At 61.9% G+C, this 11,300-nt stretch carries 11 protein-coding genes; 9 read left to right on the top strand and 2 right to left on the bottom strand.

Going from position 1 to position 11,300, the window contains the following annotated elements; translation table 11 throughout:
* Positions 1-67 precede the first annotated feature (67 nt).
* Both ACW9IN_RS27665 and ACW9IN_RS27660 read right to left on the bottom strand, forming a co-directional pair.
* The gene (locus ACW9IN_RS27665) at positions 68-976 is read right to left on the bottom strand and encodes a MurR/RpiR family transcriptional regulator (protein ID WP_457368847.1); all 909 of its coding nucleotides are present in this window, start codon (positions 974-976) and stop codon (positions 68-70) included.
* 159 nt (positions 977-1,135) lie between these two features.
* A complete protein-coding gene (locus ACW9IN_RS27660) occupies positions 1,136-1,279 on the bottom strand; it encodes a hypothetical protein (protein WP_457368846.1) in 144 nt (47 codons plus the stop codon).
* Between ACW9IN_RS27660 and ACW9IN_RS27655 the strand changes: the two genes are divergently transcribed.
* The 9 genes from ACW9IN_RS27655 (at position 1,278) to ACW9IN_RS27615 (ending at position 11,286) form a co-directional block, all read left to right on the top strand.
* Positions 1,278-3,215 (top strand): bifunctional 5-dehydro-2-deoxygluconokinase/5-dehydro-2-deoxyphosphogluconate aldolase, encoded by a 1,938-nt coding sequence (locus ACW9IN_RS27655; RefSeq protein WP_457368845.1) that lies wholly within the window; start codon positions 1,278-1,280, stop codon positions 3,213-3,215. The two genes, ACW9IN_RS27660 and ACW9IN_RS27655, sit on opposite strands and share 2 nt — an antisense overlap.
* 59 nt (positions 3,216-3,274) lie before the next feature.
* Positions 3,275-4,168, top strand: a complete 894-nt coding sequence (iolE, locus tag ACW9IN_RS27650; protein ID WP_457368844.1) for a myo-inosose-2 dehydratase — start codon at positions 3,275-3,277, stop codon at positions 4,166-4,168.
* A complete protein-coding gene (gene iolB / locus ACW9IN_RS27645) occupies positions 4,165-4,953 on the top strand; it encodes a 5-deoxy-glucuronate isomerase (RefSeq protein ID WP_457368843.1) in 789 nt (262 codons plus the stop codon). Before iolE ends, iolB begins: the two co-directional genes overlap by 4 nt.
* Before the next feature lie 26 nt (positions 4,954-4,979).
* Positions 4,980-5,801 (top strand): TIM barrel protein, encoded by an 822-nt coding sequence (locus ACW9IN_RS27640; protein ID WP_457368842.1) that lies wholly within the window; start codon positions 4,980-4,982, stop codon positions 5,799-5,801.
* Between the two features lie 87 nt (positions 5,802-5,888).
* Complete coding sequence (gene iolD / locus ACW9IN_RS27635) at positions 5,889-7,820, top strand: 3D-(3,5/4)-trihydroxycyclohexane-1,2-dione acylhydrolase (decyclizing) (RefSeq protein WP_457368841.1); 1,932 nt, start codon at positions 5,889-5,891, stop codon at positions 7,818-7,820.
* A gap of 18 nt (positions 7,821-7,838) precedes the next feature.
* Positions 7,839-8,849 (top strand): Gfo/Idh/MocA family protein, encoded by a 1,011-nt coding sequence (locus tag ACW9IN_RS27630; RefSeq protein WP_457368840.1) that lies wholly within the window; start codon positions 7,839-7,841, stop codon positions 8,847-8,849.
* Positions 8,850-8,938: 89 nt separating this feature from the next.
* Positions 8,939-9,967 carry a Gfo/Idh/MocA family protein gene (locus tag ACW9IN_RS27625; protein WP_457368839.1) on the top strand — a complete coding sequence of 343 codons (1,029 nt, stop codon included), beginning with the start codon at positions 8,939-8,941 and terminating at the stop codon, positions 9,965-9,967.
* Between the two features lie 151 nt (positions 9,968-10,118).
* Positions 10,119-10,295, top strand: coding sequence for a hypothetical protein (locus ACW9IN_RS27620; protein WP_457368838.1), 177 nt, complete (start codon positions 10,119-10,121; stop codon positions 10,293-10,295).
* A gap of 55 nt (positions 10,296-10,350) precedes the next feature.
* Complete coding sequence (locus ACW9IN_RS27615; RefSeq protein ID WP_457368837.1) at positions 10,351-11,286, top strand: sugar ABC transporter substrate-binding protein; 936 nt, start codon at positions 10,351-10,353, stop codon at positions 11,284-11,286.
* Positions 11,287-11,300 lie beyond the last annotated feature (14 nt).

Genomic DNA, 11,300 nt, shown 5'->3' with positions numbered 1-11,300 from the left:
TATGCAAGCTGACCCACCGCCATCGCAGGCAAGCCAGCTCCCACAGGGGATCTTCAACAGCCCAACGTCAGTCCTCGAACCCGACCTGTTCGTGGATCTCGTCCACCTTCAACTCCAGGCGGTACGCCACCGCGATGAACAACGCCTGGCACAGGCACAGGGTGGCGCTCAGCGAGCGGAAGGCAAACGACGAGCCTTCATTCACCAGCAGCACCGCGTTCGCCCGCTTGGCCAGGGGCGACAGGTTGCTGTCGGTGATGATCAGGGTCTTGGCCTGGTGGTGTTGGGCAATACGCAGGCAGTGCTGGGTTTCCTTGCCGTAGGGCGTAAAGCTGATGGCGATTACCAGGTCGTTGGCACGCACGCTGCGCATCTGCTCGCGGTAGCTGCCGCCCAGGCCCGAGATCAGGTGGATGCGCTTGTTGGTGTGCTGCAGGTTGTAGACCAGGTAGTCGGCCACCGCGAAGGAGCGGCGCACGCCGACCACATAAATGTTGTCGGCGTTGACCACCAGGTCCACGGCTTTCTCGAACGCGGCGTCGTCCAGTTCCAGCCCCAGGCGCTCGATACCGGAGAGGGTGGCGTTGACGCATTCGCGGGCCAGGTCACCGCCGCTGGCTTTCTGCGACTTGTTGGCGATCATGCTGCGGATGCGCTGCTGGTAGTTCTGCACCGGCGTGGTCTTGTGGGTGTAGGCCTCACGGAACAGCGCCTGCATTTCACTGAAACCACTGAAACCGAAGCGCTGGGAAAACCGCACGATGGCCGACGGGTGCACTTCGCATTCGCGGGCGATGTCGCTGATGCGGTCGACCATGATCCGGTCGCTTTGCTGGCTCATGTAGCTGGCGATGCGCTTGAGCTGGCGCGGCAGGCTCTCGTACTCGTCGGTGATCAGCTGCAACAGGCGTTCGGCATTGATCGGAGGGCTGGCAGGGACTTCTTCCAGGGTGGTCTCGTGATCGGTGCGGGACATGGGCAATCCTTCTGGCTTGTTCTTATAGGGCGCGTAACGCCCCTGACGCTGGGTCGATGGGCGCAAGTCTACAGGGTAGGCGCAAAAAAATACCCCGGCATCACGGCCCCCGTGGCCTGCTGAAACGATGCACTGTCGCTGGCACGCTTCTGTGCAAGCTTAATGGAAAAAATATTCCAATGAAAAATATCTGGAATAAATATTGATTGGTGCCGCCGGACGTTCTAGTCTGCTCCCACCAAGAGCGTTCGCCGTCGCCATGGCGGTGCAGCGCAGGCTGATAAAAATAACAGGAGCCAGCATGGGCCAGACTCGTTTTGCCAGTGGGCGTCAATTGGATCTGATTTGCCTCGGGCGCCTGGGCGTCGACCTCTATGCACAGCAAGTCGGTGCACGGCTTGAGGACGTGTCCAGCTTCGCCAAATACCTCGGCGGTTCCTCCGCCAACATCGCCTTTGGCACCGCCCGGCTCGGGCTCAAGTCTGCGATGTTGAGCCGGGTCGGGGACGACCACATGGGGCGTTTCCTGGTGGAATCCCTGGCCCGCGAAGGCTGCGATGTCAGCGGCATCAAGGTCGATCCGGAACGCCTCACCGCCCTGGTGTTGCTCGGCCTCAAGGACCGCGAAACCTTCCCCCTGGTGTTCTACCGCGAGAACTGCGCCGACATGGCCCTGCGCGCCGAAGACATCAGCGAAGCCTTTATCGCGTCCAGCAAGGCGCTGCTCATCACCGGCACGCATTTCTCCACCGATGGCGTGTACAAGGCCAGCCTCCAGGCGCTGGACTATGCGGCCAGGCACAACGTCAAGCGTGTGCTGGACATCGACTACCGTCCCGTCCTGTGGGGGCTGGCGGGCAAGGCCGATGGCGAAACCCGGTTTGTTGCCGACCAGAACGTCAGCCAGCATGTGCAGCAGATCCTGCCGCGTTTCGACCTGATCGTCGGCACTGAAGAAGAGTTTCTGATCGCCGGCGGCAGTCAAGACCTGCTGACGGCGCTGCGCACCGTGCGTGAACTGACCCCGGCGACTCTGGTGGTCAAGCTCGGCCCGCAAGGTTGCACGGTGATCCACGGCGCGATTCCGGCTCGCCTGGAAGACGGCGCCATCTACCCGGGCGTGCGTGTTGAAGTGCTGAACGTGCTGGGGGCCGGCGATGCCTTTATGTCGGGCTTTCTCAGTGGTTGGCTGAATGACGCCAGCGACGAGCGTTGCAGCCAGTTGGCCAATGCCTGCGGCGGCCTGGTGGTGTCGCGCCATGCCTGCGCTCCGGCGATGCCGACGCCCGCCGAACTGGAGTACCTGTTCAACAGCCCGGTGCCGATCACCCGGCCGGATCAGGACGTGACCCTGCAACGCCTGCACCGGGTCACGGTACCGCGCAAGGCCTGGAAGCAACTGTTCGTGTTTGCCTTCGACCACCGTTGGCAACTGGTGGAGCTGGCGCAAAAGGGCGGTCAGGACCCCGCGCGGATCCCTGATATCAAGCAACTGTTCATCCAGGCCGTCGAGCGGGTGGAACACAAACTGCGCGAGCAGGGCGTTGAAGCCGACGTCGGCCTGCTGGCCGACCAACGCTTCGGCCAGGATGCGCTGAATGCCGCCAGTGGCCGTGGCTGGTGGATTGCACGTCCGGTGGAAGTGCAGAACTCGCGGCCCCTGGCCTTCGAACATGGCCGTTCGGTAGGCAGCAACCTGATCGCCTGGCCCCAGGAACAGATCATCAAGTGCCTGGTGCAATTCCATCCCGATGACGAGCCGCTGCTGCGTCTGGAACAGGAGGCCCAGCTCAAGGCGGTGTACGAGGCGTCGATCGTCAGCGGGCATGAGCTGCTGCTGGAGGTCATCCCACCCAAGGATCATCCGTCTACCTACCCGGACGTGCTCTACCGCAGTCTCAAGCGCCTGTACAACCTGGGTATCTACCCGGCGTGGTGGAAGATCGAGGCGCAGTCGGCCGAGGACTGGAAGAAACTCGATGAACTGATCCAGGAGCGTGACCCGTACTGCCGGGGCGTGGTGCTGTTGGGCCTGAACGCGTCGGCCGAGTGCCTTGCCGATGGCTTCCAGCAAGCCGGCCAGAGCACTACGTGTCGCGGTTTTGCGGTGGGCCGTACGATCTTCCAGGAACCGAGTCGCGCGTGGATGGCGGGGGAGATCGATGACGAGACCTTGATCCAGCAGGTGCAGCAGACATTCGAACAACTGATCAACGCCTGGCGCAGTGCTCGAACCTAAGCACAGCTCCCACATAAAGCAGATCTCAGTGCTATCTGAAAACAATAAAAGGTGCAGCCATGCCCGCAATCCGAATTGGCATCAACCCGATTTCCTGGAGCAACGACGACCTGCCGGCCCTGGGCGGTGAAACACCGCTGAGCACCGCGTTGAGTGAAGGCCAGGCAATCGGCTACGAAGGCTTCGAACTCAATGGCAAGTTCCCCAAGGACGCCAAGGGCGTGGGCGATGTGTTACGCCCCTATGGCCTGGCGCTGGTCTCCGGCTGGTATTCCAGTCGTCTGGCGCGGCGTTCGGTGGCGGAAGAAATCGAAGCCATCGCCGGTCATGTCGAATTGCTCAAGCAGAATGGCGCCACAGTGCTGGTGTACGGCGAGGTGGCCGATTCGATCCAGGGCTCGCGTATCCGCCTGATTGAGCGTCCGCGTTTCCACAGCGAGCAAGCCTGGCAGGACTACGCCGACAAACTCACCGAGCTGGCGCGTTTCACCCTGTCCCAGGGCGTGCGTCTGGCGTATCACCACCATATGGGCGCCTACGTCGAGTCCCCGGAAGACATCGACCAGCTGATGCGTCGTACCGGGCCGGAAGTCGGTCTGCTGTTCGATTCCGGCCACTGCTACATGGGGGGCGGCGAACCGCTCGAGGTACTGCGCAAACACATCGACCGCATCTGCCATGTGCACTTCAAGGATGTGCGCAAACCGGTGGTGCAACTGGCGCGCAACCAGATGTGGAGCTTTCCCGATTGCATCGTCAATGGCACCTTCACGGTGCCCGGCGATGGCGATATCGACTTCGCCGAATTGCTCGATGTGTTGCTCGCCGCGAAGTACGCGGGCTGGCTGGTGGTGGAGGCCGAGCAGGATCCGGCCGTGGCGCCGAGCTATATCTATGCGAAAAAGGGCTATGACACGTTGCGGGCGCTGCTCGGCGAGAGGGTTGGACAATGAGTCTGTTGGTCAAAAGCAGCAAACGCGGCCAGACCTTGGTCGCGCTGGAGGACGGGCGCCTGGAGTACGTGGGGTTTGCGGCCTATCGCCTGAGCCTGGGGGAGACCCTGCCGGTCAGCGCAGGTGACAAGGAGTTGTGCCTGGTGCTGCTCGGCGGTCGGGTGAACATCGAAGGCGAAGGCTTCAACTGGCAGAACCTGGGCGATCGCCAATCGGTGTTTGAAGAAAAGTCGCCTTTCGCCGCCTACCTGCCACCGGGTACCGAAGCCCGGGTCACGGCATTGAGCGATGTGCAGATCGCCGTGTGCGCGGCGCCGGGTGCGCCCGGCTACGAACCCCGGCTGATCCGCCCGGAACAGTGCAAGCGCAGTGTGCGCGGCAAAGGCGCCAACACTCGCTATGTATGTGACATCCTGCCCGACAGCGAGCCGGCCCATTCGCTGCTGGTGGTGGAGGTGCGCACGCCGTCGGGGCATTCGTCCAGCTACCCGCCGCACAAGCACGACACCGACGACCTGCCGCACCAGAGCTTTCTCGAAGAAACCTATTATCACCAGATCAACCCGCCCCAGGGCTTCGTGTTCCAGCGCGTCTACACCGACGACCGCAGCATCGACCAGGCCATGGCCGTGGAAAACAGCGACCTGGTGGTGGTGCCCAAGGGCTACCACCCGGTCAGCGTGCCCTATGGCTACGAGTCGTATTACCTGAACGTGATGGCCGGCCCCAAGCGCGCCTGGCATTTCCACAACGACCCGCAGCACAGTTGGCTGTTGGACCTTTGAGCGGTTCCGGACGGAGCACAACAATCATGAAGTCGCCTCTGCGTTTTGCCCTTAACCGCATGGTCGCGCCAAACCTCTCCTTGCCGGACTTCATCCAGTTGGCCGCCGCGCTCAAGTGCGATGCCATCGAGCTGCGCAATGACCTTGCGGACAAGCAGATTGAGTTTGGCGCTCCTGCCAGCCGCGTGCGTGAACTGTGTGCGGCACACGGCATTACGGTGCTGTCGATCAACGCGCTGTACCCCTTTGATAGGTGGAACGACGAGCGCCGTGCCCAGGCCCTCGAACTGGCGACCTACGCCCGCGAGTGCGGCGCCCGAGGCCTGGTGATGTGCCCGCTCAACGCACACGACGACTCGCGCAACGAGGCCCAGCGCGCGGCGGGGCTGCGCACCGCGTTGAGCGAACTGGCGCCGATCCTGCGCGAATTCGGGATTCTGGGTTTTATCGAGCCCCTGGGCTTCGAAGAGTCTGCCCTGCGGCGCAAGCGCGTGGCGGTGGAGGCGATCAAGTCCATCGGCGGGCTGGATGTGTTCCGCCTGGTGCACGACACCTTTCATCATCACTTGGCCCGCGAGCATGAGTTCTTCCCGGAACTGACCGGGTTGGTGCACATCTCCGGAGTGGAGGATGCCGAGGCGCCGCTCAATGCCATCCGCGACGGTCATCGGGTGCTGGTGGGCGAGGGCGACATTCTTGGCAATGCCGCGCAGATCGATACGTTGCTCAGCACCGGCTACGGCGGTTACTTGTCGTTCGAGCCGTTTGCCGAGAGCGTGCATGGATTGGCCGATATCCAGCAGGCCTTGGGGGCGAGCATCGCCCACCTGCAGAAATTCCGAACCTGACACCAGACAAACTGTGGGAGCAGGCAAGCCAGTTCCCACCTGGTTCTTTGTTGATCAATGCAATTGCATTCACACAAGGTGCAAGTGATGACCACAACCCGATTGACCATGGCCCAGGCCCTGGTGAAGTTCCTGGATAACCAATACATCGAAGTCGACGGCGTGCAGAGCAAGTTCGTCGCCGGGGTGTTCACCATTTTCGGCCACGGCAATGTGCTGGGTCTGGGCCAGGCCCTGGAGCAGGACGCCGGCGAGCTGGTGGTGCACCAGGGCCGCAACGAGCAGGGCATGGCCCACGCGGCCATCGGTTTCGCCAAGCAGCACCTGCGCCGCAAGATCTATGCGTGTACCGCGTCGGTGGGGCCTGGTGCCGCCAATATGCTGACCGCCGCTGCAACGGCCACGGCCAACCGTATCCCGCTGCTGTTGCTGCCCGGCGATGTCTATGCCAGTCGCCAGCCCGACCCGGTGCTGCAACAGATCGAGCAGTTCCACGACTTGAGCATCAGCACCAACGATGCCTTTCGCTCCGTAAGCAAATACTGGGACCGCATCAACCGTCCCGAGCAGTTGATGACGGCTGCCATCCACGCCATGCGGGTGCTGACCGATCCCGCCGAGACCGGCGCCGTGACCCTGGCATTGCCGCAGGATGTGCAGGCCGAAGCCTGGGACTATCCGGATTACTTCCTGCAAAAACGCGTGCACCGTATTGAACGGCGCCCGGCGACCGCCGCGATGATCGGCGATGCGCTGGCGGCGTTTCGTGGCAAGCGCAAACCGCTGATCATCTGCGGCGGTGGAGTGAAATACTCCGGTGCGAACGCGGCGTTGCAGGCCTTTGCCGAGCGCTTCGACATTCCGTTCGCCGAAACCCAGGCGGGCAAGAGCGCGGTCGTGTCGAGCCACCCGCTGAACGTCGGCGGCATTGGCGAAACCGGTTGCCTGGCGGCGAACCTGCTGGCTCCCGAGGCGGACCTGATCATTGGCATCGGTACGCGCTACACCGACTTCACCACCTCGTCCAAGTCGCTGTTCAAGCACCCGGACGTGAAATTCCTCAACCTCAACATCAGCCCCTGCGATGCGCTGAAGCTGGACGGTGTGCAGGTGCTGGCGGATGCCCAAACCGCCCTCGAAGCGCTGGCCGATGCCCTGGAGGATTACCGTGCCGGCTGGGGCGGGCAGGTGGCCGACGCTAAAGCCCGGTTGGAGGTCGAAGTGACGCGGGTGCATCAGGTGGAGTACCAGGGCGATGACTTTGTGCCCGAGGTCGACGACCGCCTGGACCGTGCCGTGCTGCGTGAATTCATCGAGCTGACCGGCTCGTGCCTGAGCCAAAGTCGCGTGCTGGGGGTGTTGAACCAACAACTGGCCGACGATGCGATCATCGTCGCCGCCGCCGGCAGCCTGCCCGGCGACCTGCAACGGGCCTGGCACAGCAAGGGCGTCAACACCTACCACGTCGAATACGGCTACTCGTGCATGGGCTACGAGGTCAATGCGGCGCTGGGGGTGAAGCTCGCCGAACCGAGCAAAGAGGTCTACGCGCTGGTCGGCGATGGCTCCTACCTGATGCTGCACTCGGAGCTGGCGACCTCGATTCAGGAGCGGCGCAAGATCAATGTGGTGCTGCTCGACAACATGGCTTTCGGCTGCATCAACAACCTGCAGCTCGGCAACGGCATGGACAGCTTCGGTACCGAGTTCCGCTTCCGCAACCCCGAGAGCGGCAAGCTTGACGGCGGCCTGGTGCCGGTGGATTTCGCCATGAGTGCAGCTGCCTATGGCTGCAAGACCTATAAGGTCAGCAGCGTGGAACAGCTGGAAGCGGCGCTGGCCGATGCGCGGACGCAGACCGTGTCGACGCTGATCGATATCAAGGTGCTGCCCAAGACCATGGTGCATGGCTACCTGTCGTGGTGGCGGGTGGGTGTGGCGCAGGTGTCCACCAGCGAACGCACGAATGCGGCGGCGAAAAAACTCAACGAACACCTGGCCAAGGCCCGGCAGTACTAATAACAAGAGGAGTTTTGTATGTCTTTGAAGCTTGGAGTGATTGGTACGGGCGCCATCGGTCGGGACCATATCCGCCGGTGCAGCCAGACCCTGCTCAACAGTCGGGTGGTGGCGGTGACCGATATCAACCTGGAACAGGCGGCCAAGGTAGTGGCCGACCTGAACATCGGCGCCGAGGTGTATGCCGACGGCCATGCGCTGATCCGTTCGCCTGAAGTGGAAGCGGTGCTGGTGACGTCCTGGGGCCCGAGCCACGAAGAGTTCGTGCTGGCCGCCATTGCCGCCGGCAAACCGGTGTTCTGCGAAAAACCCCTGGCGGTCACCGCCGCAGGCTGTCGCAACATCGTCGATGCTGAGGTCGCCCATGGCAAACGCCTGGTGCAAGTGGGTTTCATGCGTCCCTATGACGAAGGCTATCGCGCGCTCAAGAAAGTGATCGACAGCGGCCAGATCGGCGAACCGTTGATGCTGCATTGCGCGCACCGCAACCCGACGGTGGGCGAAAACTACAAGACCGACATGGCGATCACCGACACCCTGATCCACGAACTGGATGTGTTGCGCTGGCTGCTCGACGACGACTATGTGTCGGTGCAGGTGGTATTCCCGCGCAAATCGAGCAAGGCCCTGGCCCACCTGCGCGATCCGCAGATCGTGCTGCTGGAAACCGCCAAGGGCACGCGCATCGATGTGGAAGTGTTCGTCAATTGCCAGTACGGCTATGACATCCAGTGCGAAGTGGTGGGGGAGACCGGTATCGCCAGGCTGCCGGAGCCGTCCCAGGTGCAATTGCGCAGTGGCGCCAAACTGTCGAATGCGATTCTGATGGACTGGAAGGACCGCTTTATCGATGCCTATGACGTGGAGTTGCAGGCCTTCATCGACAGCGTGCGCGCCGGCCAGGTCGGCGGGCCGTCGGCGTGGGACGGATTTGCGGCGGCAGTGGCGGCGGATGCGTGCATCGAGGCGCAGGGCAGTGAGCAGATTGTGAAGGTGAGTCTGCCGGAGCGTCCGCGTTTTTACGGTTAAACCACTGAAGAAACTCGGTCAAAAATGTGGGAGCTGGCAAGCCAGCTCCCACAGTGGATCCGGTTTCCAATTCAAGAAGGTAGGTATTCATGCGAATCGGACTAGTCGGCTACGGCCACGGAGGGCGCTTCTTTCATGCGCCGCTGATTGCAACGCTGCCCGGCGCCACGTTTGTGGGCGTCGTGACGCGCTCCCCCGAGCGCCGCCTGCAATTGACCACGGACTTTCCCGGTGTGATGGCGTTCGATTCCATCGGCCAGATCGTCGAGGCGGGTGTGGACGCCCTGGTGATTTCCACCACCCTCAAGGGCCGTCCGGCCCTGGTGCTGGAGGCCATCGAGCACGGTGTGGCGGTGGTCAGCGACAAGCCCTTTGCCGCCAATGCCGAACAGGCCCAGGCCCTGATCACCGCCGCCGAACGCCAGGGTTCGTTGCTCAGCGTGTACCAGAACCGGCGCTGGGATTCGGACTACCTGACCCTGCGCAAGCTCATCGCGGCGGGTGCCTTGGGCACCGTCACTCGTTTTGAGTCCCGGGTGGAACGCTACAGCCCTCAAGCCGTCGGCAATGCCAGCGGTGGCGGCTGGCTACGCGACCTGGGCAGCCATCTGGTGGACCAGGCCCTGCAACTGTTCGGGCCGGTGGACCGCGTATTCGCCCAATTGCATTACACCGCCGAACATCCCACGGTGGACCACGGCTTCTTCATGTCCCTGACCCATGCCAACGGGGTGATTTCCCACCTGTCGGGCAATGCCTTGCAAAACTGCCAGGCGCCGCGCTTTCGGGTCAGCGGCACCGGCGGTTGTTACACCGTCGACGGGCTGGACGGTCAGGAAGAGGCGTTGATGGCCGGCAAATCGCCGAAAACCGAAGGTGAACATTGGGGCGCCGAGGAACACCGACGTTGGGGCTGGTTCGAACAAGGTGAGGAGCGTGAGCGGGTACCCTCGGAAAAAGGCTGCTGGACACAGTTCTATCGCCAGTTGCAAAGCGCGGTGCACGGGCAGGGGCCATTGCCGGTCGATGCCGCTGATGCACTGCAAACCACCCGTGTATTGGACGCTGCACGCCTCAGTGCGCAGCGTGGGCAAGTGATCGAAATGAACGCGCTGTAGGGCTTTTCCATGAAAATGGAATAAAATTCTAAAAAATGTTGATATGGAAATTATTTTCCAATACAGTCTTTTCCAGGTTGCATAAAGTAGGTCCGGACCCGATTCGGTCGACTCGACAAAAACAAGATCAAAAACAACCAGGTACCGTCAGATGAAAATCTTCAACGCTGTACTGCGAGTTTTACGCCCTGCCCACACGCCACGCGATCTGCCCCGCGCCCGGCCGTTTTACTTCTCCTTTCTCAATGTGCTTTTCGTCGAAAACAAAGACGCGCTGGTGTGCTGCATTCCGGGCGCGCCCGTCGTCCGGCTGCCTGCCGAACGCTGAACGCTGATAAACGCAACGTCCAAAAAACCAACAAGAAAGTGGAGACAGACCGTTCATGAAGACCCCGATCCGTTTTACCGCGCTGGCCTTGTCCGTGTTGCTCGCCAGCGGTTCTGCCCTGGCTGCCGACCTGAAGATCGGCGTGAGCATGTCTTCGTTCGATGACAACTACTTGACGGGCGTACGTGAAGGCATGGTCCAGCACGTCAAGACCTTCCCCAAGGGCGATGGAGTACAACTGCAATTCGAAGACGCCCGCACGGACGTCGTGAAGCAACTGAGCCAGGTGGAGAACTTCATCGGCCAGAAAGTCGACGCCATCATCGTCAACCCGGTGGATACGGCGTCGACGGCACGGATCAGCAAGGCTGCGACTGAGGCGGGCATTCCGCTGGTGTACGTCAACCGTCGCCCGGACCAGAAAGATCTGCCCAAAGGCGTGGCGGCCGTGACCTCCGACGATGAAGAGGCCGGCCGGCTGCAAATGCAGTACATCGCCGATAAGCTCGGCGGCAAAGGCAGCGTTGTGATCCTGCTGGGTGACCTGGCGAACAACTCCACCACCAACCGCACCAAGGGCATCAAGGAAGTGCTGGCCAAGTACCCGGACATCAAAATTGTGCAGGAACAGACGGGCGCCTGGTTGCGCGACAAGGGCATGACCCTGGTCAACGACTGGCTGACCCAGGGCCGCGAGTTCAATGCCGTGCTGTCGAACAACGATGAAATGGCGATTGGCGCGGCCATGGCCCTCAAATCGGCGGGTACCAAGCCGGGTAGCGTATTGATCGCCGGTGTCGATGGCACGGCTGACGGTTTGAATGCCATCTCCAAGGGCGAAATGGCGGTATCGGTGTTCCAGGACGCCAAAGGCCAGGCGGTCGGCTCGGTGGACGCTGCCCGTCAGATGGCGAAGAACCAGACGATCGAACAGAACATCGTCATCCCGTTCAAGCTGATCACCCCTGAAAACGTCAAAGACTTCAAATAACAACAATAAGCCGG

The sequence above is a fragment of the Pseudomonas sp. SDO5271_S396 genome (assembly GCF_054071795.1).
The sequence above is the reverse complement of the archived record's forward strand: the minus strand, read 5'-3'. Positions and strand labels throughout refer to the sequence as shown.

Coding starts and splice junctions, on each gene's coding strand:
- ACW9IN_RS27665 (WP_457368847.1), bottom strand. CDS start 976: ATGTCCCGCACCGATCACGAGACCACCCTGGAAGAAGTCCCTGCCAGC.
- ACW9IN_RS27655 (WP_457368845.1), top strand. CDS start 1,278: ATGGGCCAGACTCGTTTTGCCAGTGGGCGTCAATTGGATCTGATTTGC.
- ACW9IN_RS27660 (WP_457368846.1), bottom strand. CDS start 1,279: ATGCTGGCTCCTGTTATTTTTATCAGCCTGCGCTGCACCGCCATGGCG.
- iolE (WP_457368844.1), top strand. CDS start 3,275: ATGCCCGCAATCCGAATTGGCATCAACCCGATTTCCTGGAGCAACGAC.
- iolB (WP_457368843.1), top strand. CDS start 4,165: ATGAGTCTGTTGGTCAAAAGCAGCAAACGCGGCCAGACCTTGGTCGCG.
- ACW9IN_RS27640 (WP_457368842.1), top strand. CDS start 4,980: ATGAAGTCGCCTCTGCGTTTTGCCCTTAACCGCATGGTCGCGCCAAAC.
- iolD (WP_457368841.1), top strand. CDS start 5,889: ATGACCACAACCCGATTGACCATGGCCCAGGCCCTGGTGAAGTTCCTG.
- ACW9IN_RS27630 (WP_457368840.1), top strand. CDS start 7,839: ATGTCTTTGAAGCTTGGAGTGATTGGTACGGGCGCCATCGGTCGGGAC.
- ACW9IN_RS27625 (WP_457368839.1), top strand. CDS start 8,939: ATGCGAATCGGACTAGTCGGCTACGGCCACGGAGGGCGCTTCTTTCAT.
- ACW9IN_RS27620 (WP_457368838.1), top strand. CDS start 10,119: ATGAAAATCTTCAACGCTGTACTGCGAGTTTTACGCCCTGCCCACACG.
- ACW9IN_RS27615 (WP_457368837.1), top strand. CDS start 10,351: ATGAAGACCCCGATCCGTTTTACCGCGCTGGCCTTGTCCGTGTTGCTC.